The sequence below is a fragment of the Actinoplanes sp. NPDC051851 genome (assembly GCF_040681165.1).
Taxonomy (GTDB): Bacteria; Actinomycetota; Actinomycetes; order Mycobacteriales; family Micromonosporaceae; genus Actinoplanes.
The window spans coordinates 29,010-52,819 of the sequence record NZ_JBFAYF010000062.1; the positions used below are offsets into that span (position 1 = coordinate 29,010).

Genomic DNA, 23,810 nt, shown 5'->3' on the forward strand with positions numbered 1-23,810 from the left:
CCGGCTCCCCGCGGTCCGGGGAGCCGGGCATCGGCGTCAGGTGCCGGTCGCCCAGCCGAGCAGGGTGCCCGTCGGGTCGCTCTCCAGGGAGTAGGCCATCACGCCGGCCAGGCCCTGCTGCTTGATGTAGCGGCGTTTGGCGGTCAGCGACTGCTGGGACTCCACGGAGAAGAAGTCGGTGCCGTCGTAGACCCAGGAGCCCTTCGACACCGGGTCGAAGTGGATCGTGCCGAGCTTGCCGTGGGCGGCCAGTTCCTTGTACATGGCGACGCCCGCCGCCTGGGAGTACTCGAACGGGTCGGTCGGCCGGGACGCCGTCCGGTAGAGGCCGTCGCGGTCGCCCGCGGAGACGCCGGTCCAGCCGCGGGAGTAGAACGGGACGCCGAGGGTCAGCTTGTTCGCCGGGAAACCGCCGGCGATCCACGACTGGATCGCGTCGTGGGCGGTGAACCTGCTGCCGTACGCCGGGGTGCCGGGGGCGTCGTACAGCGGTGCCTGGAAGTTCGTCGGGCCGGTCGTCTCCCAGCCGCCGTGCATGTCGTACGACATCACGTCGGCCAGGTCGAGCACGGTGGCGAGCTGCCCGATCTGGAGGTTGGCGATCGCGTCCGGGCCGGCCGGTACCGCGGCGGTCAGCAGGCGGTGCGCGCCGCCGAGGGCGTCGAGCTGGCGGCGGAACTCGGTCAGCAGGGCCGTGTAGTTCGCGGTGTCCTGCGGCCCGTAGTGGTTGCCGGGCCGGGCCTCGGTCGCCGGGAACTCCCAGTCGATGTCGATGCCGTCGAACACCCCGGCGGCGACCCCGGTGCCGCCGGCCGGGTCGTCGCCGAGCTGCGGCAGGTTGCCCCGGATGTACATGTCGATGCAGGAGGTGACGAACTTCTGCCGGGACGCCGGGGTGGCGGCCGCGTCGGAGAACCAGCGCGAGTACGTCCACCCGCCGATCGAGACGAGGACCTTGAGCTGCGGGTACTTCGCCTTCAGCTTCCTGATCTGGTTGAAGTTGCCCTTGAGTGGCTGGTCCCACGCGTCGGCGACGCCGTCGACGCTGTTCTCGGCGGTGAATCCCATCTGGTAGTCGGCCCACGCGTCGCCGGCGCCGTCGTTGCCGGACTCGTCGTTGTCGTCGGTGCTGCCGGCCTGGTTCGCGGCCATGCAGGTGAGGTTGACCGGGTCGATGTTCTCGAACGCGTACATCATGGTGGTCAGCCGGCCCGCGATGCCGTTGGTGTCGAGGGTCTTCGGGTAGAACGCGTTGGCGTAGACCGACCAGCTCGGGAAGTACGCGACCCGTTCGCCGACCGGTCCCGGGTCGGGCAGGTACTGCTCGGTGCGGTCCTGCCCGACCGCCAGGTAGGCGCGGCCGTCCGCCGATTTCTGGTACGACACCCCGTAAGTCTGCGATATCCAGTTGTCGAAGCCGCCGTCGCCCTCGTGCACGATCACCGACCAGAACTGATTCGGGTACGCGCTGGTCAGCACGGCGGCGAGCTGCCCGGCCCGGTCCTGGCTGCTGCCGGAGAGCCCGCCGAGCGCCGCGTCGACCGTACCGGCCAGGGTGGCCTGGTCGGTGCCGCTGGTGGCCAGCTCCGAGCGCCAGGCGATCGACCGGTAGCCGTCGACGTCGACGTCGCCGTCGTCGCCGGGCGGGACGGTGGCGTTGACCCACATGCCGCGCCCGCCGCTGACCGTGGCGGTGTTCCAGTTCTCGTTCGGGGCGACCCGGTGCAGGTAGGTCCGCAGCAGGCCGTGCCGGGCCTGGGCGTCACCGTCGCCGGACGTGGTGATGTTGCCGAGGTTCCGGGTGATCTCCGCGGCGATCTCGTCGGTGACGGTCGTCGACCGGGCGTTGAGCGCGATGATCGCGTCGATCAGCCCGGCGCCGGGATAGTCCATCATCAGCACGCCGAGCTTGCGCCAGTCCCCGGACCGGCCGGTGATCAGGTCGTCGAGGACCTCCGGGTCGATGCCGGCGGCGACCGAGGCGGGTGCGACGTCGGCGGCCGCGCTGGTGAAGTTGAGGTACACGTTCCCGCCGGTGTCCGCATCGGCCTTGCCGATCAGGTCCCGGATCAGGGCCATCTTGGGGGCGGTGCCGATCGTGTCGAACGCGTCCTGGACGTAGGCGCCGCGGTCGTCGCCCATCAGGTTGTCCAGCCCGTACCCGGTGACGGGGCCGCCACCGGTGCCGAGGAACTGGGTGAGCACCACCTTGCCGCGGACCTGGTCGAGTGTCGGGGTGCTGCCGGGGCCGGCCTCGATCAGGCCGGCGTAGTCCGGGTTGTCCAGGTAGCCGCGGAAGACGTCGACGCGGCGCTGCTGCTCGGCCGCGCAGTTGTCCGCCCCGGAGCACAGGTCCGGTTGGTCGTCGCAGGAGGGGAAAGCCCCGGAGCACTCCGCCTTCAGCCGCATCAGGACCGTCTCGGTGGGGTGGGCGGCCAGGAACGTCTTGAGTACGGTCAGGACCTGCCCGAAGGTGGCGTTCTGGTAGTTGGTGCCGTGGTGGATGGTGAACGAGTCGTTGACGACCCGGACCCGGATGTCGATCGACCGGATCCCCGCGTCGAGCTGTTTGGCCAGGGTCGCGCCCTCGTCGCCGTGGTCCTCCTGGTCCTGGGAGATGTCGCCGCCGTGGATGGCCAGCGTCTCGTGGGTGCCCGGCACCGAGATGTCGCCGAGGCGGGTGCCGCCGGGCACCCAGCGCATCCAGTCCGGGTGGCTGGTGTCACCCAGCGTCTGAAACGCGGATCCCTCCGCCGCGGCGGCCGGTGCGGCGGGCACCGCCACCAGGGCGATCACCAGCGCCAGTACGGCGGCCGGCACCATCGGCCATCGTTGCCATCTGCTCCTCATACCCGTCCGGACGCACCACCGCCCCCGAAGTTCATCCCGGTGATCGTCAACGGCTGGCTCAGAACGGCTGGTTCAGAGGGAGGCGAGCAGCTGGAGGCGTTCGGCGGTGGCCGAGCCGGGATCCGCGCGGTAGACGACGAGCAGCTGGCGGTGCTCGGGGTGCGGGAACTTCTCGTAGTGCAGGTCGAGAGGGCCGGCCAGCGGGTGGGCGAAACGGGTCACGCCGGAGGTCCGGGTGCGGACCTCACGGCGTGCCCAGAGGGTGCGGAACCGGTCGCTGGTGAGGGTGAGCTCGCCGATCAGCTCGAGGAGTTCCGGGTCGGCGGTGTCGCCGGTGAGCAGGGTGCGCAGCCCGGCGACGGTCTTGGCGGTGACGTCGTTCCAGTCCGGGTAGAGGCGGCGCATCTCCGGATCCCGGAAGACCGCGCGCAGCGGGACCTGCCCGACGGCGAAGGCCGGGCTGAGCGCGACGGCGAGGTGGTTGGCGGCGGTGACCCGGCCGGTGCCGTCCTGGGCGTAGGCGGGGGTGGCGGGCCAGGCGTCCAGCAGCGGCTGCAGGACCGGGCCGGCGCCGCGACCACGGCGGCGCCGTGGCCGCGGCGCCGGGTGGGCCAGCCGGTGCAGGTAGGCGTTCGCGTCGTCGTCGAGCCGCAGAGCGCCGGCGAGGGCGGTCAGGATCTGGTCGGACGGGTGGTGGTCGCGGCCCTGTTCCAGGCGCAGGTAGTACTCGGCGCTGATCCCGGCGAGCAGGGCGACCTCCTCGCGGCGCAGGCCGGGGACCCGGCGGCGGGCCCCGGTGGTCAGGCCGACGTCCTCGGGCCGGATCTGTTCGCGGCGGGCGCGCAGGAACGCGCCCAGCGTGTCCGCCGTGCTCGTCATCGGGGAGTCGCTCCTCACCGGTGGGTCAGGGATCGGGCGGTGGCGATCACCGTCTCATCGGTGGGGCGCGGCGTCCAGCCCAGCTCGTCGCGGAGCTTCGTGTTGTCGGCGCGGCGGACGACACCGAGCTGCGGGACCAGGTCGTTCAGGCGCGGGCTGAACCGGGCCAGGAGCCGGATCAGAGCGGCCGGGGCGGTACGCGTGGGCGCCTTCGCGGCGGCGTCGCCGAGGTGGGCGCGCAGGATCCGGCCGATCTCGGCGAAGGAGACCGGCGTGCCGGACAGGGCCAGGTAGCGCTGCCCGGCGGCGGCCGGGGAGGTCATCGCCCGCAGGTGCGCGTCGGCGACGTCGCGGACGTCGACCAGCTGCGTCCAGACCGGCGGGGCGATCCGCATGCCGCCGTCGAGCATCGCCGCGATGATCCGGACCGACGGGGAGAGGCCCCCGCCGAGGACCGGGCCGAAGATACCCACCGGGTTGATCACCGCGAGTTCGAGGCCGCCGCCCTCGGCGTCGACGAAATCCCAGGCCGCGCGTTCGGCGACCGCTTTGGAGGCGATGTACGGGGTCACCCCCGGCCCGTCGGTCCTGGTCCAGTCCGCCTCGGTGAAGACCCGGTCGGTGGCGCCCCAGCCGTAGCCGACCGCGGCGAACGAGGAGGTCATCACGACCCGCCGCACGCCGGCGTCCCGGGCGGCCCGCAGCACCCGCAGCGCGCCGTCGCGGGCCGGGACGATCACGTCGTCCTCGTGTGCCGGGGTCCCGGCGGGGAACGGCGAGGCGACGTGCAGCACGTACTCGGCGCCGGCCGCGGCCCGCGCCCATCCGTCGTCGTGGCGCAGATCGGCGGTGACGGTGGCGACGCGGTCGCCGAACACGGTGGCCCGGCCCGGGTCGCGCACGGTGGTGCGGACGGTGTGCCCGTCGTCGAGCAGCCGCGCGATCGTGTGCGCGCCGACGAAACCGGTTCCCCCGGTGACAAGTACGGTAGCCATGCCGTCATCGTTCGCCCGGCCGCCGGGGCCGGGAAGTCCCCCGTGATCCTGGTCCCCGCGGGACCAGGATCAGCCCCGCAGCAGCCGGGCCTCCACGGCGGGCCGGCAGAGCCTCAGCCGCCCGCGCCGCCGGTGTCCGGGACCGCGCCGGTGACCGCGTACTCCTCCTGGGCCAGGACGTCGATCAGGGAGACGCCGTCGCGGTTGCCGAGGATGATCCCGGCGAAGCCGCTGTCCGGGTAGATGCTCCAGTTCGCGCCGACACCCGGGTTCCCGCCGGCGCGCTGGTACTGCCACTGGCCGTTCGACATGTGGATGGGCAGGCCGTACGCGGCGAACGAGGTCGGCCCGTTCGGGAGTTTCGCGCCGAACAGCACGTCGGTCCACGGCCCGTCGAGCAGGGTTCCGTCGAACAGGGCCCGGGCGAAACGGACCAGGTCGGGGGCGCTGGCGAAGCCGCCGTCGCCGGGTGCGTCGATGAACGCCCGGCCGGGGTTGCGGCCCAGCACGTACTCGTAGGGGCTGCCCTGGTCCAGGTGGCGCAGCGCGTCGACCCGGCTGCCGTCGGCGATCTCCATGTACGGGTGTGCGAGCCGTTCGTCGGTCAGCCACCGCGGCCGGGTGAAGAACCCCGACCGGGTCATCCCGGCGCGGCGGAAGACGTTACGTTCGACGTAGTCCCAGTAGGTCGTCCCGGTGACCGCCTCGACGATCAGCGGGGGGATGGTCGCGTCCGGTTCCGCGTGCAGCCCGGTCGGTACGCCGGGGACGCCGGCCAGGCGGGCCTGCCGGGCGCGCCGCGCGTAGTAGGTGTGCACCTCGTCGCGGCTCTGGAAGACGTGCTCGACGTCGCCGGCGTCCAGGGTGCCGAGACCGGAGCTCCCGGAGAGCAGGTGGTGGATGGTGACCTGCGCGGCGACGTCCGGGTCGAAACCGGTCAGGTGCCGCCCGATCGGGTCGGTCAGGCTGAGCCGGCCCTGCTGCGCGAGTTGCAGCAGGGCGACCGCGCAGAACGGTTTCCCGGCCGAGCTGAGCGTGAACGCGGTGTCCTCCCGGACGGGGATGCCGCGTTCCCGGTCGGCCATGCCGTACGCCCGGGACAGGGTGGTCCTGCCGTGGTGGGCGAGCAGGGCGACCCCGGAGAACCGTCCGTCGGCGGCGAGTCCGGTGAGGTACCGGTCGTAGGAGCCGCCGGGCAGCGTGTCCGGCGGTGGTTCCCGGTCAGCGGACGGGAGCGGCAGGAACGTTCCGGCGGCGGCCAGGCCGGTCCATCCGAACAGGCGGCGCCGGCCGATACCGTGAAGTGAGGTCATGCGTCCACTGAAGACGGAGGGCCGTTACGCGGGCGTATGCGTTTTCCGATACGCCCGCGATAGGCGGCTCAGGCGAGGTACTCCTCGATCGCCGCGACGACCAGCGCGTGGTCGTCGGCCTGGGGGAGTCCGGAAACGGTCACCGCCCCGATGACGCCGGCGCCGGGCACGCGTACCGGGAAGGCGCCACCGTGCGGGGCGAACAGCGCCGGGTCGACGCCCATGGCCGGGCCCAGCTCCCGGCCGGCCGCCTCCAGGCGCCGGCCGACCAGGTACGACGACGCGGCGTACCGGTACACGACCCGGACCTTGCGCTCGATCCAGGAGTCGTTGTCGGCGGTGGAGCCGGGCAGCGCGGCGTGGAAGAGCTGCTGCCCGCCGCGGCGGATGTCCACGGCGACCGGCAGGTTCCGCTCGGTGGCCAGCTTCACCAGCAGGCAGCCCAGGGCCCACGCGTCGGACTCCTCGAACCGCGGGAAGACCAGCCGGGCCTCCTGCTCCTCGATCGCCGCGATCAGGTGCTGTACGTCGTCGCTCATGACCCCATTGTCAACTGCTGGTAGCCGAGCTTGACGATCAGGGCGAGGACCACGGCCAGCAGCACGATCCGGACGAAGCCCGCGCCGCGGTTCAGGGCCATCCGGGCGCCGAGGACCGCCCCGGCGATGTTGCAGAGCGCCATGCCGGCGCCGAGCAGCCAGGCGACGTGCCCGGTGAGGCCGAAAACGATCAGGGCGCCGAGGTTGGTGCCGGTGTTCACGAGTTTCGCCATGGCCGAGCCGTGCACGAAGTCGGCGCCGACGATCGTGGTGAACGCGAGGACCATGAACGTGCCGGTGCCCGGGCCGACCAGGCCGTCGTAGGCGGCGACCAGGATCCCGGCGGCGGCGACGACCAGGCCGCGGCGCAGCGGGGTGCGTTTCTCCGCGTGCTCGCGCAGGCCCATCGCCGGCCGGACGGCCACGAAGACCGCGACGGCGATCAGGACGGCGAGCACGACCGGCCGGTACGCGCTCGCCGGGATCTGCCCGGCCAGCAGCGCCCCGCAGCCGGCGCAGACCAGGGCCAGGGCGGCGGACGGCCCGGCGACCCCCCAGTCGATCTTCGTCTTGCGGGCGTAGGTGACCGCGGCGGTGGCGGTGCCGCAGATCGCGGTGAGCTTGTTGGTGCCCAGCGCGGTCGCCATCGACAGCTGCGGCGCGGCGACCATCAGGGCCGGTAGCAGGAGCAGGCCCCCGCCGCCGACGACCGCGTCGACCCAGCCGGCCGCGGCGGCCGCGAGCAGCAGCGTGACGGTCACTTGCGGTCACGCACCCGCTGCAGCCACATCCCGAACATGGCTATCGCCACGAAGACGAGCATCGAGCAGCAGAGTGCCTTGGTGAACATGTCACCCTCCTCGTTGACTAGGGTCGTCGTGTGCGCCTGGCGACCTTCAACCTGCTGCACGGCAGATCACTGTCCGATGGGACCGTACACGCCGACCGTATCCGGGACGCGATCGCGGACCTCGACGCCGACGTCCTGGGGTTGCAGGAGGTGGACCGGGCGCAGCCCCGCAGCGGTGGCCTGGACCTGACCGCCCTGGCCGCCGAGGCGCTGCACGCGCCGGCGCACCGGTTCGCCGCCGCGGTGGTCGGCACGCCCGGCCAGACCTGGCAGGCGTGGCATCCGCTCGCCGAGGCGCACCATCCGCAGTACGGGATCGCGCTGGTCAGCCGGTTCCCGGTGCAGCGGTGGCTGATCACGCAGCTGCCGGGCGCGCCGATCCGGTCGCCGGTGCTGACCCCGGACCGGGGCCTGTTGCTGCTGCGCGACGAGCCGCGGGTGATGCTGGCCGCGGTCCTGGAGACCCCGCGCGGCCTGCTGAGCGTCGGTACGACCCACCTGTCGTTCGTGCCGGGCTGGAACGTGCGGCAGCTGCGGCACGCGGTCCGGGCGCTGCGGGCACTGCCGGCGCCGCGGGTGCTGCTCGGCGACCTGAACATGCCGGCCGGTCCGGTCCGCGCGTTCACCGGCTGGCGTCCCCTGGCCCGGGCGGTGACGTTCCCGAGTCCCGCGCCGCGCACGCAGCTGGACCACATCCTGTCGGATCCGCGGGGTGCGGCCGCGCTGGGCCGGGTGGTCCAGGTCCGCACGCCCCGCCCGGCCGTCTCCGATCACCTGCCGCTGGTGGTCCAGCTGGAGTGACCGCTTGCGCTCGCTGTTCTTCCCGTACGCGCTCCCGGGCCGGTGTCCGCACCGCTGCGGGCGGTGTCCCGGGTGCCCGGCCCCGCCGTGCTTCTCCCGTGCGGGGGAACACACGTACGATGGGCGGCATGACGCAGCCGGATGTGCACGCGCCCCTCGCGCAGGAGATGGCGGATCGTGGCCGGGCCGTGGCGCCCGAGGGTTTCGAGCGCGCCCGCCGGGTGCTGCAGGCGGCAGCGAAGCGCCGTGACCCGGCCGTGCGGGCCGCCGCGATCGAGCGGCTGCGCCGTCCGGCCGCCGCGTGACCGACGAGACGCCGGGCCCACTGCCGGTGCGGCTGGTCCTGGACAGCTCGGCGATCGCCGCCTGGGTCCGCGGGTCGCCCGCCGTCGGTGAGCTGCTCGCCGAGATCGACCGGGAGGGCGGCCTGGTCGTGGTGCCGCTGACCTGTCTGCTGCAGGCGTCCGCGCAGATCAAGACCGACCGGGAGTGGCTGTACCTGCTCCTGGAGCACCCGGCGACGCAGGTCGTCTCGGACGATCCGGACGACTGGGAGATGCTCTCCAGCGCGATCACCCTGCTCGGCGCGGCGGACCTGGCGTCGGCCGGGTGGCTGGCGCTGGAGTGCGGTGTCGACGTGCTCACCCGGCACGCGGAGCTCTACGCGGGCCTGGCCGACGGAAACGTGGCCCTGCAGATCGAGGAGGACTACTGAGGCTTCTGCCTCATCCAGACGTCCTCCAGGCCGTCCTCCGGGTCCCACTGCTCGCCGATCTTGCGGAAGCCGAATCCGGCGATCGTCGCGCGTGACCCGATGTTGTCCGGGCGGATGCTGGCCCGTACCGCGGTGATCGACGGGTCGGCGTCGGCCCGTTCCAGCAGGGAGCGCAGCATCGCCCTGGCGTAGCCGCGACGGCGGTGCTGGGGGTCGACGGAGTAGGCGACCTCGACGATGCCCCGTTCGTCCGGTGGCCCGTGGAACCCGCCGTGCCCGACGACGATCCCCTCGGGTTCGGCGACGGCGGCGCGGGCGATCCAGTCGGCGGCCGCCGGGTCGCGCAGGATGTCGTCGAGCCGTACCCGCCACAGCCAGTTCTCGTCCACCAGGTACCGGCTCAGGGGTAAACCGGCGGCGGCGCTCGCGGCGTCCAGGTCCTCGGCGACGAGGGCGGTCAGCGCGGCGGGGGAGAGCTTCACGAAGCGGACATCCGGCATCCCGGCATGATCACACACCGTGGTGACCCGCGCCACGGACTAGTTGTGCACAACTGAATTGCGCGCTACGGTTCTGGGCATGCGGGAGAGCGCGGCATTAGACGAAATGATCTGCTTTCAGCTGTATGCCGCGAGCCGGTCGATGACCGCTTTGTACCGACCGCTGCTTGACCCGCACGGCCTGACCTACCCGCAGTACCTCGTACTACGCGTCCTGTGGCACGACGGCCCCACTACCGTCCGTGACCTCGGACGTACCCTGCGCCTGGACAGCGGCACCCTCTCGCCGCTGCTCAAGCGCCTCGAGAGCCAGGGTCGCCTGCGCCGCGACCGCGGCACCGACGACGAGCGCACCGTCCTGGTCAGCCTGACCGGTTCCGGCCAGCGACTGCGCGACGAGATCGGCGACCTCACCGCGTCGCTGCTCTGCCACGTCAACCTGACTCTCGACGAGCTGACTCAGCTCCATCAATTGCTCGCCCGCGCCCGCGGCTGAGCGATTCACCCCTTCGGTTCATCGAGTTCGGTTCTTCGAGAAAGGCCGCCCCTCATGTCTGTCACCCCGGTCTACACCGCCTCGGCCACCGCGCACGGCGACGGCCGCAACGGCCGCGTCCGCTCCAGCGACGGCGTCCTCGACCTCGACCTGGCCATCCCGAAGGAGATGGGCGGCCCCGGCGGCGCGCTGACCAACCCGGAGCAGCTCTTCGCCGCCGGCTACGCGGCCTGTTTCCACAGCGCCCTCAAGCGCGTCGCGAGCATGCAGAAGCTCACCCTCACCGACACCGCGATCACCGTCGACGTCGGCATCGGCCAGCTGCCCTCCGGCGGCTTCGGCCTGACCGTCGCCATCGAGGCCGAGCTGCCCGGCCTCACCGAGGAGCAGGCCACCGCCCTGCTCGAGGCCGCCCACCAGGTCTGCCCGTACTCGAACGCCACCCGCGGCAACGTCGAGGTCGCGCTCACCCTGGCCTGATCCCCGCGGCAGGCGCCCCGCCGCCCGCCCACGGCCGGCCCCGCCGCCCGCCGCGGCCTCCCGGCCGTGCTCCGGCCGGTGCGGGTCGCCCGCGAGGACGGACCGCGTCGCAGCGACGTCACGAAGGCCCGGACCCGGTTCGCCGGTTTCCGGGCCTTCGCCGTCTCCCGCCACCGGAGCCGCCGTCAGCGTTCCCGGTCCCGCCCCGAACCGTGCCCGGCCACGGAGCGGGACCGCCGCACGACTGGTAGCCCATCCTCGAAGACCGGTCATCCGGGGTCGCCTGGCGCGTAGCTCGCCCAGGTGGTGCCTGGTTTGCCTGCGGAGACAGAGCTGTGCGAACCTCCTTGTCTCATCTCTCTGAAAGGGCTGGTCGTGACGCTCGGCATGGTTCTCGGTGACTCCTCCTCTCGCGCTTCGACGCGGGAGCGGTAGCCCTACCTGCCCTGACACACGCACCCGTGCCGCAGCACGGGCCGTCTGCCCTGCTCCTCGTCGAAGTGCTCTTCGTGCCCCTGCACGTTCGATCACGAGGAGTACCTGGTGTCCACGATCCACTGGACCGAGACGAACCTCCCCCGTTCCGCCCACTGGCAGAGTCCTTCCACCTGCACCGCCGGGCCCGCAGCCACCGTGCCCGCGTGCTCGGCAGGCTCCTCGTCCGGCTGGAAGACGACTACCGCCTGAACCTGCGCAGGGCCCCCGAAGTGCGGCAGGCATGCGCCGAGGCGTACGGTCCGGCGTCCGAACCGATGGCCGTCTCGCTCACCGAGTTGCTGGGCGTGATCGGAGCGCATCAGTGGCGCACGAAGGGCGTCAAGGTACCGGCGCTCGACGCTCGCATTTACCCGCACTACGGAGTGTTCTCCCCGGTCAGGGGCGAATACGTCGATCTCGTCGCACGTGCACCGCTCCCCGCCACGGCGGCCCACCGCTCGGGCCGCCTTACCGCATTCGACCTCGGGACGGGGACGGGAGTGCTCGCCGCCGTTCTGGCCCGCCGCGGAATCGACCACGTCGTGGCCACCGACATCAGCCCGCGCGCCCTGGCCTGCGCCCGCGAGAACGTCCGCCGGCTGCACCTCACCGGGCACGTCGACATCGTGGGCCCCAGCCTGTTTCCCGACGGCCGCGCGGACCTCATCGTCTGCAACCCGCCCTGGATTCCAGCCCGGCCCACCTCCTCCGTTGAGCAAGGTGTCTACGACCCGGACAGCAGCATGCTCCGCAACCTTCTGGCCGGACTCACCGCGCACCTCGAACCGGGAGGTGAAGGATGGCTCGTCCTGTCCGACTTGGCCGAACTCCTCGAACTCAGGACGCGCAGCGAACTTCTGGCCGACATCACGGCAGCCGGCCTGCACGTGGTGAACAAGGCGGACACCCGGCCACGGCATCCGCGAACGAGGGACACCGCAGATCCTCTCCACTGCGCCCGCGCCGCCGAAGTCGGGGTGTTGGTAAGAAACGTGCGCCGAACCGCAAAGTAGCAAAGGTATCCGCTGGTAGGACCCCCGATCGGGTGACTCGGGGCAGTGGCGCTCCAAACTTAGACATGATGATGACCGGCTATGGCCCGGGCGCTGGATCTGGATGAACTGGTAGAGCATTGGACGCTTCTCGATGATGAGCGGAAGCTGCTGAAGAACAGGAGCGGACCCACGCGGCTGGGGTTCGCGTTGCTGTTGAAGTTCTTCACCCGTTTCGGTCGCTTCCCGGCAGGCCAGGGGGAACTACCCAAAGACGTGATCCGTTTCATGGCCAGGCAGACGAAGGTCGACGCGGCGGCGTTTCGGCGTTACGAATGGGTGGGGCGCACGATCGAGTATCACCGGGCGCAGATCCGGGCTCACCTGGGATTTCGTGAGTGCTCGAAGGCCGATGCGCAATCGTTGACGGACTGGTTGTCCAGGTCCGTCTGCGAGGCCGAGCGCCGTCGGGAGTTGGTGCACGACGAGCTGTTGGCGCGGTGCCGAGCGGAGCGGATAGAGCCGCCGCAGACGGTGGCGCAACGCGACCGGATCGTACGGTCGGCGTTGCATCAAGCGGAGCAGGCATTGACAGCACGGATTGTGTCGAGGGTTTCTGCCCAGTCGGCTGACCGGCTCCGCGTGATGGTCAACTCGGAGGTGTCGGATGAGGACGGCGAGCAGGATTCGGTTCTGGCGCTGATCAAGTCGGTGCCGGGCAACGTCAGCTTGGAATCGATGCTGACCGAAATCCGCAAGCTGCGGGCGGTCCGGGTGGTGGGTCTACCCGGTGACCTGTTCGCCGATGTCGCGCCGCGGGTCCTCGCGGGTTGGAGATCAAGGGCGATGGTGGAATCGCCGTCGCACCTGCGCGATCATCCGGATGGTTTGATGCTGACGCTGCTGGCGGCGTTGCTGTACACCAGGCAGCGGGAAATTACGGATACGCTAGTGGAGCTGCTGATCTCCACGGTGCACCGTATCCGGGCCCGGGCTGACCGGAAGGTCACCGAGGAGCTGGTGAACGCGTTCAAGCGGGTCACGGGCAAGGAGAGCCTGTTGTTCTCCATCGCGGAGGCTTCGATAGACCGGCCGGACGACGCCGTGCGGGAGGTGGTGTTCCCGGCGGTGACCGGCGGCGAGCAGACGCTGCGGGAGCTCGTCCACGAGTTCAAGACCAAGGGCCCGGTGTACCGGCGCACCGTGCAGACCACGTTGAAGGCGTCCTACTCCAACCACTATCGGCGTGGGCTGATCGAGTTGCTTGATGTGCTGGAGTTCCGGTCGAGCAATGACACCCACCGACTTGTACTCGACGCGCTGGGCTTGATCAGGAGGTACGCCGACGGGCGGATGACGTACTACCCGGCCGGTGAGTTCGTGCCCAGCCACAAGGGCGTGATCGGTGAATGGAGCCCACTGGTCTACAAGGACTCGGGTAAGGGGCCGAGCCGGGTGGTCCGCAACACCTACGAGATCTGTACCTTCCAGACGCTGCGAGAGCGGTTGCGATGTAAGGAGATCTGGGTTGTCGGCGCCGACAAGTGGCGCAACCCGGACGAGGACCTGCCGCAGGATTTCGAGGTTCACCGGGACGCGCACTATGCGGCGCTGCGCAAGCCACTGGACCCGACGGAGTTCATCGATCAGCTTCGGGCCGAGATGCGGGACTCGCTGGGCCAGCTGGATGCGGCGTTGCCGGAGCTGGACTGGCTGGAGGTCCGGGACCGCGGCCAGCGGGGTGCGATCAAGCTGACCGATCTGGACGCGGCGCCGGAGCCGCGGAATCTGCGGGGGTTGAAGAATGAGATCCGGACCCGGTGGGGCACGGTTCCGTTGATCGATCTGCTCAAGGAAGCGGTGTTGCGCACCAACTGTCTGTCGGCGGTGACCGGGGCGACCGGGCGCGGTGGTCTCGATGCGAGGGTGCTGGCGGAGCGGCTGATGCTGGTGATGTACGCCTACGGGACGAACACCGGGATCAGGGCGATCTCCGGGAACACGCTGAACGGGCACAGCGAAGCCGACCTGCGCTATGTCCGGCGCCGGTACATGAACGCCGACATGATGCGGATGGTCGCGACGGAGATCGCGAACGCGACGTTCGCCGCCCGGGCTCAGGCGGTTTGGGGTGCCGGGTCCACGGCGGTGGCGTCGGACTCGACGCATTTCGGGGCGTTCGATCAGAACATCTTCACCGAGTGGCACTCGCGGTACGGGGGCCGCGGGGTGCTGATCTACTGGCATGTCGAGCGTAAGAGCATGGCGATCCACTCCCAGCTGATCAGTTGTACCGCCAGTGAGGTCGCCGCGATGGTCGAGGGGGCGATGCGGCACGGCACGACCATGGAGGTCGAGGGCAACTACGTCGATTCGCACGGGCAGTCCGAGGTCGGTTTCGGGATCACCCGGCTGCTTGGCTTCGACCTCCTACCGCGGATCAAGCGGATCAACAAGGTCCGGCTGTATCGGCCGGCGGTCGGTGAACCCGACGCCTATCCCCGGCTCACGCCGGCGTTGTCGCGGCCGATCAAGTGGGACATCATTGCCGAGCAGTACGACCAGATGATCAAATATGCGACCGCCTACGCCCGGCAGATCGCCCTCGACAACCACCGGGCGCGGCTGGCGGCCGAGGCGGGCCGGATCGAGCTAACCCTGCTGGCCGAGGATCTGCCCCCGCTCGTCGTTGCCGGACTTGCCGACGGGCTGCAGGTCATCGTGGCGCACCCCAGGCAACGACTCGATTTGCCGGCACGCCTGCTGCTGACCGCGCGGCGGTGGCCGCGGATCCTGCTGACCGGGTTGCCCGGCAAGGGCAAGAGCACCGCCCTGCGGCAGCTGGCTGCGACCTGGGCTGGCGACGCCCGGGCGCCCGTGCCGGTCCTGGTCTCCCTGCCCACGGTCGCCCGGCAATGCACCCACGCCAGCCAGCTCACGCTGCGGCTGCTCTGCGAGCAGGCCACGCCTGCCAGCGCCCGACCAGGCCGACCTGACGGCCGCGCTCGAGCATGCCTGCCAGACCGGCAGCGCGGTTTTGCTGCTCGACGCGTTCGACGAGTGCGGGATCCACCGGCCGATGATCGCCGACGGATTGTCGACCGTGCTCGCCGGGCTGCCCGAACAGACCGGCGTGGTCCTGGCCACCCGCGGCAGCGGTACGGCCGCCGCCCGGCGCCTGCGGCTTCCCACGGCAGATCTGGCCACCGCCCGCAACCTCGACACGGTCCTGCAGGAGGTATTGCGGCACGTCGCGGCCCACCGCGACGTGCCGCCGGCCGAGCGGGACGCGTGGGTGGCAGCGTGCCGGGCGCGGGTGCAGGCGGCGATCAAGGAGTACCCCGACATCGGTCAGGTGCCGCTGCTCGCGACCCTGCTGACGCTGGTCGTCGCGGAGTCGCCCGGGCTACCCCTGGGACACAGCCGGGCCGGGCTGTTGCAGGCCGCGGTACAGCACAGCGTGCGGCGCTGGGAACGTAACCGGCCCGATTCCGCGGCGGGTCAGCCCGGGCAGCCGACACCGGATCAACTACTCGACGGCTTCGCCGCGCTCGGCAGCCGGCTCATCGGTCCCGGCCCGGTCACCGTGGTCGTCGCTGAGCAAGCGGTCGCCGCGATGCTGGCCGGGCGATGGGGTATCACCGCGCCGGGACCAGCCGGCGAACTGACCCGGCACATCATGGACTTCTGGGATGAGAGGGTCGGCGTGTTCGTCGATACCGGGACCAGCTTCGCGGCGCGCAGCCGGGTCTTCGCCGAGATCGGCGCGGCCGTCGCCGTGACCTGGCTGCCCGGCGACCAGGTCGTTGCGTGGGCGAACGCGGCCGCCGATGACGACGAGCTCAGCCTGACGCTGATCCTGGCCGGGGAACTCGACCCGCGGATCCTGCCGGTCCTACTCACCGATGTCGGCGACGGCCGGATGCCGGCGCGGGCCCTGATCGCGGCACAGATTCTGCACGGGACGCCCACCACGGACCCGGATCTGCTGACCACGCTGCTGACGGCCCTGGCCGAGGCCGCCCAGCAGGCCGATCCAGTCGACCCGGACGAGGGCCCGGGCGGCTGGACCTACACCCTGGAGATCGCCCAACTGCGGCTGCCGGCGGCCCTGCGTGATCAGCGGGACCAGATTCTCGACCGGCTACCCGCCGGAGATCCCCGAACCGTGGCGGTGGCCCTGGCCACGCTGGCCAACGCGAACACCGACGCCCGGACGCTGACCCCGACTGAGCGTACAGCCGTGCGTGCCGCGTTGCAGCTACCCCTGCCGGACATGACCGTGCGGCCCCGCCAAACCAGCAGCCTGCTCCCGGGACATCTGCAGGTGGCGTTGCAGGCGATCAGCCACCTGACCGAGGTCGGCACCGACATGGCGGCGCCCATCACCGAGTTGGCGTGGCGCGACCGGCTGGGCACCGTCGAGCAGGTCGACGCGGCGTTGCAGGCCCTCGGCCATCGCCTCGGGCCGCCGTCCTGGGTGGTCGAGTCATCCGTGGTGCGAGGACCCGTGCCCCTGGCCGACGAGCAGCCCGGTGATCTGTGTTGGATGAGGATGTTCGTGCTGCCGCTGTTGCAGACGGTGGTAGGGCTGTCCACCGCGGGCCGGGTCCTCACCCCAGGCCAGCGGTGGCGGTTGGATCAGCTCTGCACGCTGGCCGAGGCGGTAGATCTCGGGTCGGCTAAGCCCGGCGATGTCCTGGCGATCGGCGATGACGAGAACCGTGATTTGGTCGGCGGCTGGTTGCGGGCCACCGCCGCTGTGCTCGGCCTCGACATCGAGGTCATCGCCGCGCAGGCGGCGGCCGCCATCATCGAGAACGGCGAGGGCGAGCTGCTGGGGGTGCCGAGCCTGCTGCTGACCCCCGGCCCGGTTCCCGACCCGCTGACCGCAGCGGGCCCGGACCGGCTCGGCGCCGCCGAGCAGCACGCGCTGGCCGCCGTGCTCACGGCCGACACATCCTGGATCGCGGAGACGGCTGGCCACACGCTGGCCCTCCGCCGTGACGATGCACTGCGCGATCAGCTGATCGCGCGGTTGCCCGCCACGCCGGGCAACCGGCGTGGCCTGCTGGCCGACCTGGCTTGCCGGATCAGCAGCGATCCGAGCGCAACGGCCCGACAACTGGCCACGGACGATGATCCGGACGTCCGGGATGCGGCGAACCGGCATGTGGACCGGTCTGCATGACCCCGCCGCCAACCGAGCCCTCCGTACCCGGTCCCCGCGACGCGATCGGCGAGGTCGTCCTGCCCGCCCCCGCGGACGCGCGGCTGCCCGTGCTGGCTCCGGCGCCGCTGAACCGGCTGGACGAGCTGACCGAGCTCTGGATCGCTCGGCAGCGTTCGGAGCACACCCGGGCCGCGTACCGGCGTGACCTGTGGCAATGGGGTGACTGGTGCGCCGCGACCGGCCGCAACCCGCTGACCGCCCGGGCCGCCGACCTCGACGCCTGGATCGTTGAGCAGCGTGCGTCCGGCGCCCGCGGCAAACCTGCCGCCGAGTCCACGATTGCCCGCCGACTGTCCGCCGTCGCGTCCTGGTACGACTATCTGATCGTCAACACCGCCGCCGACGCGGAACCGCTACTCATGCACAATCCAACACAGCTGGCCGCCCGGCCCCGGATCGACCCGGACGACAGCAGCACGGTTGGCCTCGACCGGCCAGAAGCCGACCGGCTCCTCGCCGAGGCGCGCGCCGACTCGGTGTCCAGCCACGCCCTGATACTGCTGCTGCTGATCGCCGGCCTGCGGGTCGGCTCGGTGATCGCAGCCTGCATCGAGGACCTGGGCACCGACCGCGGACACCGGGTGCTCGACCTGAGTGTCAAGGGCGGGCGCCGCCGCCGGATCCCGCTGCCGCCGGTAGTCGCCCGGGCGCTCGACCAGATGCTCACCGACCGCGGATCTCCCACCGAGGGTCCCCTGTTCGTGACGCCGTCCGGCCGGGCGGTCTACGAGTTGTACGTGTACCGGCTCATTCGCCGACTCGCCCGCCGGGCGGGGCTGGACGCGGCGAACGCGCTGAGCCCGCACTCGCTGCGGCACACCGCGATCACGGAGATTCTCGACGCTACCGGCGGTGACTTGCGCCGGGCACAGGATTTCGCCGACCATGCCGACCCGAGAACCACGCGCCGTTACGACCGGCGGCGCCATCAACTCGACAACCACGGCACGTACCTGCTCGCCGGCCGGTTCGGGGATCCCGACGCCGAGTTGTAGGGCTGCCCGGTGTTCCCCGCCGGTCGCAGCGCGGGTCGACCCGGGTACCGAGGCCCGGATCCACCGGCCGGTGGCAGGCGACATCAGCGTCAGCTTCAGCGTGCTCGACCTGAGGGCGGGGCCAGTCTCGTGGCGGTGCCGCACCGGGCCGACCATTTCGTTCGGCGGCCCAGGCGAAGTTCAGGTGCCGGGTGCCGGCTCGGCCTCGGTCGCCGACTCCGTGGCGGTCTCGGCCGCGACGGCCGGGCCGACCCAGGCGATGAGGTCGCGCAGGAAGGTGACGCCTTCTCCCAGCAGGTTTTGGACCGCTGCGGGGCCTCGGACGTCGCCCAGGTTCTTCGTCAAGTCCTGCTCGTAGGTGCGGCCTTTGAGGTGAGCGCTAACCTTAGAACGCAGTTCCTGGACCCGGCGCAGAAAGCTGATGTCGCGTTGGACGTGCGGGTAGCCCCACAGCGTGAGCAGCCGCTGAAGCTTGGAGATCCCCTTCTCGTTCTCCACCCGGTCGGGTAATTCTTTCCCGATGGCCTTCTCGTTCAAGGCGTCGCTCATCAGCTTGGCCAGCAGTTTGATGGCCTCTTCGAACTCGTTGTCCGTGTCGTTGAGCGGGATCCGCAGCTGCTGGAGCAGGAAGACGTCGGATCCGTTCGGCTCCCGGAACAATGGCCATCCGTGACGGGCTTCCCAGGCCCGGGTCGCGTCGTGGTAAACCCGGCGGAAGGTCAGGTCGACGGCGGCCGCGTCGGCCGGCTGCGCGAGGAAGGAACGACGGAAGTTGGTGACGCTGATCGGCGCGTCGGCGGACATCATGTAGGACCGCCAATGATCGCGTTCGGCGGGCGGGAGGTCTCGTCCCAGATCGCCCAGGAATACGACGACCCGGTCGTCATGGTCATTGTCGATCTGCAAGCCCCACAGCTGCGCACAACGCAAGTAGCCGTCGCTGACGGTGTAGCGCTGCGAGTCGGCATAGTACTTCGCCAGGACCTCGCGCCGGAAATGGACCGGGGTCAGGTAGTGCGGCGCGTCGGGGTTGGCGCCGAAGTAGTTCCCTAGTACCGCAGGATCACACGTGTGGGTGACGGGCCGTCCGTGTTGGTCCTCGCCGATGATGAACGCCGGGTAGGCGGAGTCGGCCGTCTCGTAGGGCCAGATGCCGCAGGTTTCGACAGGCCCGGGCGCGATGACCTTGGTCGCGCAGTACCGGGAGGAGTATCGGCCCAGAGATGAGCGCCGGTTCTCGTGGTGATCGAGCCGGCCGGTGCAGCTGGCGGTAGTGAACCGGACGGTGTCCGCGCCCGCCGGCTGCTGGTGGGAGTACACGTGCATGTCGGTGAACAGCAACAGGTCCATCTGCCGGGCCGCGATGTACTGCTTTAGCAGAGATGTCCGGATCTCGATGGTCTCGCCGGTGATCCTCACCGCGGCCGTTTCGGTGCCGTCGTCATTCATCTTCACGTACGAGTCCGACGCTGCGACGTAACGCAGGTTGTGGAAGAGCCGGAACTGCTGGTCGATCTCGAGAACCGGGTCAGCGGCGCCGTGGAAGTCACGCACGAGAACGAGCAGTTCGACGTCCTCGTCCACCTTGCCGCGCGGCAGGTAGATCGCCACCGGCTGGCCGTCCTCGTACATCTGCGCGAAACCGGGGCCGCCGTCGCTTTTGGTCGCCAGCCAGCTGTCGCGGCCGAGGGCATCACCGCGGCGGCCGGGATCGGCCAGGGCGCAGTAGGACCCGCCCCGCACACCCTCCGCGTTGACCTCGTCGTGAACAACGGTCCAGGGGCCGTCGCCGCGTGATTCGAACGCGCGCTGGATCTCAGTCTGGGTCAAATCCCGGTCCGTCATCATCGGTCCTTGCTCTGTCAGCCGGCCGGCGTGGCGACCGCGCCCGCACCATCTTCATCTCCTGTGGACGCTCACGATTAGGGCAGCGACCACCCTCGGAGATGTTAGAGGTGGGTTGGATGCCAGGGATGATCCGGTCCTTGCCCCGCCTGACCAGCGGGAGGTGACCGGGGGCACAATGGCGGTTACTCGCTGCTTTCCAAAGCTGCCGTCGGCCGCGACGGCTATTGCCTGGAACGAGGCGGGTCACGGACCGACCCTGCGGAAGATCGCGTTGGTGTACAGCGGTTTACGATGTTCCGTCTCGTTGAGAGCGCCGTCACCGAAGTACATCCCCGTGATCACCTGAAGCACCCCGGACCGATCGTATGGCGCTGGTACCACCATTTCACCCGCAGGAATGACGCTCTGACCTGCTCGCCGGCTGGCAGTCACCCGGCGCTCCTGGCGGCATTGGGAACTGGTGGGAGCCGGACAGCTGGTGCTATAACCCGTCAGCCCGACGTTGCCGCAGGGTTTCCGTATCCACCTGCAGGGCCTGGACAGACATCGATGCACGACGCGATCCTGACTAGGCTGGTGAGCCGAAAGCGTCGATGCTGCGGGGGTGCCGTGTCGCAGATGGATCCCACGGAGCAGGTGCTGGCCCAGGTGAAGAATGACCGGGCCCGCGAGGCGCTCCGAGGTTGGCTGAGTGCGCATTCGGCGGTGCTGGTCCCGGAGAGTTGGAGAGGGAAGGGCTACACAAGCGCGCAGCTGATCGGTGCCCAGCTTCTGCGCTACCGCGCCAACCCGATCGTCGTCATCCTGAAAATCAACTCTTCTGGTGGCGGAACCAAGGAGTTCAACGCGCATCTGCGCGCAGTCGCCGATTCCCCGGACTTCGCCAAAGATCACCTGGCGAAGCTGCTGCCGGATCACATTGAGGTGCCGGGAGGCGGCTCGATCTTCCTGCAGAGTCCTGCAGGCGGCGGCCTCGACGAGACATACCAGCTCGACGCGGCGGTGCAGACATATCAGGCGCCGGACGAACTGTGCCGCGAGATCACCACGTCACTGTTGGAAGCTTGGAACGCCGGTGGCGCGGTGGAGGTGGAGACCACCTCGGTGGGCGCCACGCTCGCCAGAACTCTCGGCGAGCGGCTGTCGGGCATCGGGACGATCACGGCGTGGGCAGGTGGGCATCCCGGCCTGCAAGACGATCCGCGACCGTGGATCGACACGGCCCCAGAGCCGCTGGTCAATCCTTTCGCCCTGATCGGTCAGAACTCGTGGGGCGGCACGTCGGTGGTGAACGTCTGGCGCGGCAAGGTCCACGGCGATCTGCATCCGGGCAACCTTCTGGCAGATCTGCGGCGTGGCTCGTACTGCCTCGTCGACCTGTCCCGCTACACCCCGACCGGGCTGCTGGGCTGGGACCAGGTATATCTGAGCCTGACGACCATCGCCGAGATACTTCCCGATCTCGGCCCGCAAGGCCGTCGTTCCTTGGGTAGCTGGTGTCTGGAACCCACCACGACGATCACCGTCGACGGCCTTCCCGTTCATTTACAGCAGCTCCTGCTCGGTGTGGACCAGGCAAGCTGTGACTGGGCCCGCGAGCGTAACCATGTCTCCGGCTGGCGGAACCAACGTCTGATCTGCCTGCTGGCGATCGCACTGGTTCTCACCGGCCGCAGCACGCTGCTGCCGCCGGAGTCCCGGACGTGGTTCTTCTGGCTTGCCGCGGCCGCCGCGACGCGTCTGGCCCAACGGATTCCGGGTTTCCCGCCCCCAGACGATGCCGTCGTCCTGCGGAGGCCGTTGTTCGTCGCGGGTGCTGTCGATGACGACGTCCGGCCCTCAGCTGAGGTTGTCAGTCTCGATCAGCGACGCCAGGAGCGGCGGCCGCCGGCCAACGCCGAGCGGGATCCGACGGCGCAGGCGGAGTACTGGACCCGGCTATCCGCCGAACTGCGCGCTGCCGAGTTCGATGCGCCGGACGCGGCGGTCATGTCGGCACGCACCAACCGGTTGCGGCTGCAGCTCCCGCAGGCACCGACCGGTACCGGTGGTGACCTCGCCCGGTATCTCGGCGACTTGGCCACCGCCTTGGCCACGGCGAGTAGCCCGGGCACCTCACGAACTGAGAGGTTGGCTGCCTGCCGGCGCGCCGATCTGCTTCGTGCCTGGATCCTCGACCGGCTCGCCTGAACCTTTCACAGCCATGGCCGGTCAGCTCGCGACGTTCGGCCGGACCACTGTGCAAGCGCTGCAGCAGATTCGGGCGATGACCGAAGTGTCCAGTCAGCTGGAACGCAACATTCACAACGTGATTGGCAACATCGCCCAGCTGCGGACGCAGGCGGCGGCTCTGACTGGGTCCGCGGATCGGCAACTGATCAAGGCCATGGACAAGAAGCTGTCGCAGGTCCGGCGCCGCCTGGAGAGCTTCAGAGACCACGTGGAAGCCGGCGGCGACGGATCCGCTTACGTGATGGCCCGCGACGATCTCGCTGACAGGATCGCCGACGAGCTCGAGTTAGCGGAGGAGTACTTCCACGAGGTTTCGCGAGCCGATCCCTCCCCGCTGCGCGACAGCTCCCGCAGCACGATGATCAATGTGCGGATCGACCGGGGCAATGACGGGTCGTCCAGATACGCGAGCTGATCTCAGTCCGGCGGCTCGGTGATGATCCGCTCAATCCGAGCCAATACCGTGTTCATCGGTTCCACGAACTCCACTCGGAACAACTCAGCATCTCCGTAGGGGCCGAGAAACTCGGCCAACTTCGGCAGCAATCGGATACTAATCTCCGGCTGGGTCGCCTGCGGCCGTACCTGCTCGTACTCGGTGATCAGCGCCCGTAGGTACTCCTCCGCGGTGCGTATCGCGCAGGTCAGCTCCGGAACGGCAGGAGACAGACTCTCGCCGGCGGGAATCGTGCGCGCCATCGTTTCGAGCGACAACTGCGCGTCCAGCAGCGAACCCATCAGTTCGTCGTACCGGCTCACTCGGACGGACCGGTCCAGCAAGTCAGTGGCGTGTGTGAGCGCTGTGGCCCGCAGTAAACGCCGCACCCGTTTGACCTGTTGGTACTGATCGATCAGCTCACTCAAGTAGCGCTGGCGGGCTTCCTGGACGCCGATGGCTTGCAACTCCAGTTGTCGGAGCCGTTCGGTTCGGCGGTCCGCTTCCCGGTTGAACGCCTGGAACAGCAGTGAAACACCACCCCCGAGGACGACCACCAAGAAGAACTGAAGCAGGGTCTTGTACGCCTCTGGGCCGGCCCATCGGCTGATCGAGTCGTGCCAGACGATCAGCACAGTGGCTGCACCGAGACTGATCACTGCGCTCGCCGCGACGGTCGGGGCGAGTCGGCGTACGAGGCTGGATTCCACACCGTCGATGATGCTGGTTCTATTCAACCCGAGTCGTCGCCACAGCCGATATGCCGGTCGGGTTCCGAGCCAACCTGCTCAGGTGATCGCACGCGCTGTCGCGGGTTCGATCGCAGGCTCCTCGGCTCAGATGTTCTTACCGGGCGTTTCGTGCGAGGCGGGCCATCAGCGCCCGAGGTTGTTGTACCCACCGGGTAGACTTCGCCCGCTCCTGGGGAAAGGTCTCGCTAATGTGGTGAGGCTGGCCCGTTCCGGCACGCTGTGCCCGCACTCCAGCGGGTAGGCGATCGCCCGGGCCAGGATCGGCATTGCCGTGCACCGGCCGGACGTCTCGCTCACTGCTTGTGCTGCGATCAACGGACCGACGGGAGCCGGACGGAACCTGTCAAGTCCAGCGAGACATTTTCTTGATTTTGTTTAGCTTTCTGCTGTTGGTTGCCTTGTCATCGGCGGGTCGGGGGCCTGGTCC

Annotated in this window: 19 protein-coding genes; 10 read left to right on the top strand and 9 right to left on the bottom strand. The window is 69.9% G+C overall.

Annotated features, from left to right (window positions below; all coding sequences use genetic code 11):
* Nucleotides 1-36 precede the first annotated feature (36 nt).
* From AB0M08_RS38630 to AB0M08_RS38655, 6 genes are all read right to left on the bottom strand, one after another.
* On the bottom strand, nucleotides 37-2,823 hold the full coding sequence (locus AB0M08_RS38630) for a phosphatidylinositol-specific phospholipase C domain-containing protein (protein ID WP_364504825.1): 2,787 nt from the start codon (nucleotides 2,821-2,823) through the stop codon (nucleotides 37-39).
* Between the two features lie 99 nt (nucleotides 2,824-2,922).
* Nucleotides 2,923-3,729, bottom strand: coding sequence for a helix-turn-helix transcriptional regulator (locus tag AB0M08_RS38635; RefSeq protein WP_364504827.1), 807 nt, complete (start codon nucleotides 3,727-3,729; stop codon nucleotides 2,923-2,925).
* A gap of 14 nt (nucleotides 3,730-3,743) precedes the next feature.
* Nucleotides 3,744-4,724, bottom strand: coding sequence for an aldehyde reductase (locus tag AB0M08_RS38640; protein ID WP_364504829.1), 981 nt, complete (start codon nucleotides 4,722-4,724; stop codon nucleotides 3,744-3,746).
* A 113-nt stretch (nucleotides 4,725-4,837) separates the two neighbouring features.
* Nucleotides 4,838-6,037: a serine hydrolase domain-containing protein gene (locus AB0M08_RS38645; RefSeq protein WP_364504831.1), complete on the bottom strand. Its 1,200-nt coding sequence runs from the start codon at nucleotides 6,035-6,037 to the stop codon at nucleotides 4,838-4,840.
* A gap of 68 nt (nucleotides 6,038-6,105) precedes the next feature.
* Nucleotides 6,106-6,576, bottom strand: a complete 471-nt coding sequence (locus AB0M08_RS38650) for a heme-degrading domain-containing protein (protein ID WP_364504833.1) — start codon at nucleotides 6,574-6,576, stop codon at nucleotides 6,106-6,108.
* Nucleotides 6,573-7,337, bottom strand: coding sequence for a TSUP family transporter (locus AB0M08_RS38655; protein ID WP_364504835.1), 765 nt, complete (start codon nucleotides 7,335-7,337; stop codon nucleotides 6,573-6,575). The genes AB0M08_RS38650 and AB0M08_RS38655 overlap by 4 nt, the downstream gene beginning before the upstream one ends.
* A 119-nt stretch (nucleotides 7,338-7,456) precedes the next feature.
* Here AB0M08_RS38655 and AB0M08_RS38660 point away from each other — a divergent pair, with 119 nt between their 5' ends.
* The 3 genes from AB0M08_RS38660 to AB0M08_RS38670 all read left to right on the top strand — a co-directional run bounded on the left by AB0M08_RS38660 (nucleotide 7,457) and on the right by AB0M08_RS38670 (nucleotide 8,942).
* Nucleotides 7,457-8,227 carry an endonuclease/exonuclease/phosphatase family protein gene (locus AB0M08_RS38660; RefSeq protein WP_364504837.1) on the top strand — a complete coding sequence of 257 codons (771 nt, stop codon included), beginning with the start codon at nucleotides 7,457-7,459 and terminating at the stop codon, nucleotides 8,225-8,227.
* 128 nt (nucleotides 8,228-8,355) lie between these two features.
* Entirely contained in the window at nucleotides 8,356-8,532 is a 177-nt protein-coding gene (locus tag AB0M08_RS38665) for a hypothetical protein (protein WP_364504839.1), read from the top strand.
* Entirely contained in the window at nucleotides 8,529-8,942 is a 414-nt protein-coding gene (locus AB0M08_RS38670; RefSeq protein WP_364504841.1) for a hypothetical protein, read from the top strand. Before AB0M08_RS38665 ends, AB0M08_RS38670 begins: the two co-directional genes overlap by 4 nt.
* On the opposite strand, the gene AB0M08_RS38675 is transcribed toward AB0M08_RS38670, so the two are convergent.
* The gene (locus AB0M08_RS38675) at nucleotides 8,936-9,442 is read right to left on the bottom strand and encodes a GNAT family N-acetyltransferase (RefSeq protein WP_364504843.1); all 507 of its coding nucleotides are present in this window, start codon (nucleotides 9,440-9,442) and stop codon (nucleotides 8,936-8,938) included. The genes AB0M08_RS38670 and AB0M08_RS38675 overlap by 7 nt on opposite strands.
* A gap of 79 nt (nucleotides 9,443-9,521) precedes the next feature.
* Between AB0M08_RS38675 and AB0M08_RS38680 the strand changes: the two genes are divergently transcribed.
* The 5 genes from AB0M08_RS38680 (at nucleotide 9,522) to AB0M08_RS38700 (ending at nucleotide 18,115) form a co-directional block, all read left to right on the top strand.
* Nucleotides 9,522-9,938, top strand: a complete 417-nt coding sequence (locus AB0M08_RS38680) for a MarR family transcriptional regulator (protein ID WP_364504845.1) — start codon at nucleotides 9,522-9,524, stop codon at nucleotides 9,936-9,938.
* A 54-nt stretch (nucleotides 9,939-9,992) separates the two neighbouring features.
* Entirely contained in the window at nucleotides 9,993-10,418 is a 426-nt protein-coding gene (locus AB0M08_RS38685) for an organic hydroperoxide resistance protein (RefSeq protein WP_364504847.1), read from the top strand.
* Between the two features lie 641 nt (nucleotides 10,419-11,059).
* The gene (locus AB0M08_RS38690; RefSeq protein WP_364504849.1) at nucleotides 11,060-11,908 is read left to right on the top strand and encodes a class I SAM-dependent methyltransferase; all 849 of its coding nucleotides are present in this window, start codon (nucleotides 11,060-11,062) and stop codon (nucleotides 11,906-11,908) included.
* Nucleotides 11,909-11,989: 81 nt separating this feature from the next.
* Nucleotides 11,990-15,367: a Tn3 family transposase gene (locus tag AB0M08_RS38695; RefSeq protein WP_364504851.1), complete on the top strand. Its 3,378-nt coding sequence runs from the start codon at nucleotides 11,990-11,992 to the stop codon at nucleotides 15,365-15,367.
* Between the two features lie 1,707 nt (nucleotides 15,368-17,074).
* Nucleotides 17,075-18,115 (top strand): tyrosine-type recombinase/integrase, encoded by a 1,041-nt coding sequence (locus tag AB0M08_RS38700; protein WP_364504853.1) that lies wholly within the window; start codon nucleotides 17,075-17,077, stop codon nucleotides 18,113-18,115.
* Between the two features lie 180 nt (nucleotides 18,116-18,295).
* Here AB0M08_RS38700 and AB0M08_RS38705 read toward each other — a convergent pair whose 3' ends face one another.
* Entirely contained in the window at nucleotides 18,296-19,960 is a 1,665-nt protein-coding gene (locus tag AB0M08_RS38705) for a hypothetical protein (RefSeq protein ID WP_364504855.1), read from the bottom strand.
* A gap of 621 nt (nucleotides 19,961-20,581) precedes the next feature.
* Between AB0M08_RS38705 and AB0M08_RS38710 the strand changes: the two genes are divergently transcribed.
* Entirely contained in the window at nucleotides 20,582-22,153 is a 1,572-nt protein-coding gene (locus tag AB0M08_RS38710) for a hypothetical protein (protein ID WP_364504857.1), read from the top strand.
* Between the two features lie 13 nt (nucleotides 22,154-22,166).
* A complete protein-coding gene (locus AB0M08_RS38715; protein WP_364504859.1) occupies nucleotides 22,167-22,610 on the top strand; it encodes a hypothetical protein in 444 nt (147 codons plus the stop codon).
* A 2-nt stretch (nucleotides 22,611-22,612) separates the two neighbouring features.
* On the opposite strand, the gene AB0M08_RS38720 is transcribed toward AB0M08_RS38715, so the two are convergent.
* The gene (locus AB0M08_RS38720) at nucleotides 22,613-23,341 is read right to left on the bottom strand and encodes a hypothetical protein (RefSeq protein WP_364504861.1); all 729 of its coding nucleotides are present in this window, start codon (nucleotides 23,339-23,341) and stop codon (nucleotides 22,613-22,615) included.
* Between the last annotated feature and the right edge of the window lie 469 nt (nucleotides 23,342-23,810).

Excerpts from the sequence above, each read along its gene's own strand:
- AB0M08_RS38700 (WP_364504853.1), top strand. The coding sequence starts at position 17,075 with ATGACCCCGCCGCCAACCGAGCCCTCCGTACCCGGTCCCCGCGACGCG.
- AB0M08_RS38630 (WP_364504825.1), bottom strand. The coding sequence starts at position 2,823 with ATGGTGCCGGCCGCCGTACTGGCGCTGGTGATCGCCCTGGTGGCGGTG.
- AB0M08_RS38645 (WP_364504831.1), bottom strand. The coding sequence starts at position 6,037 with ATGACCTCACTTCACGGTATCGGCCGGCGCCGCCTGTTCGGATGGACC.
- AB0M08_RS38675 (WP_364504843.1), bottom strand. The coding sequence starts at position 9,442 with ATGCCGGATGTCCGCTTCGTGAAGCTCTCCCCCGCCGCGCTGACCGCC.
- AB0M08_RS38665 (WP_364504839.1), top strand. The coding sequence starts at position 8,356 with ATGACGCAGCCGGATGTGCACGCGCCCCTCGCGCAGGAGATGGCGGAT.
- AB0M08_RS38685 (WP_364504847.1), top strand. The coding sequence starts at position 9,993 with ATGTCTGTCACCCCGGTCTACACCGCCTCGGCCACCGCGCACGGCGAC.
- AB0M08_RS38715 (WP_364504859.1), top strand. The coding sequence starts at position 22,167 with ATGGCCGGTCAGCTCGCGACGTTCGGCCGGACCACTGTGCAAGCGCTG.
- AB0M08_RS38710 (WP_364504857.1), top strand. The coding sequence starts at position 20,582 with ATGGATCCCACGGAGCAGGTGCTGGCCCAGGTGAAGAATGACCGGGCC.
- AB0M08_RS38640 (WP_364504829.1), bottom strand. The coding sequence starts at position 4,724 with ATGGCTACCGTACTTGTCACCGGGGGAACCGGTTTCGTCGGCGCGCAC.
- AB0M08_RS38635 (WP_364504827.1), bottom strand. The coding sequence starts at position 3,729 with ATGACGAGCACGGCGGACACGCTGGGCGCGTTCCTGCGCGCCCGCCGC.
- AB0M08_RS38695 (WP_364504851.1), top strand. The coding sequence starts at position 11,990 with ATGGCCCGGGCGCTGGATCTGGATGAACTGGTAGAGCATTGGACGCTT.
- AB0M08_RS38650 (WP_364504833.1), bottom strand. The coding sequence starts at position 6,576 with ATGAGCGACGACGTACAGCACCTGATCGCGGCGATCGAGGAGCAGGAG.
- AB0M08_RS38680 (WP_364504845.1), top strand. The coding sequence starts at position 9,522 with ATGCGGGAGAGCGCGGCATTAGACGAAATGATCTGCTTTCAGCTGTAT.
- AB0M08_RS38705 (WP_364504855.1), bottom strand. The coding sequence starts at position 19,960 with ATGACGGACCGGGATTTGACCCAGACTGAGATCCAGCGCGCGTTCGAA.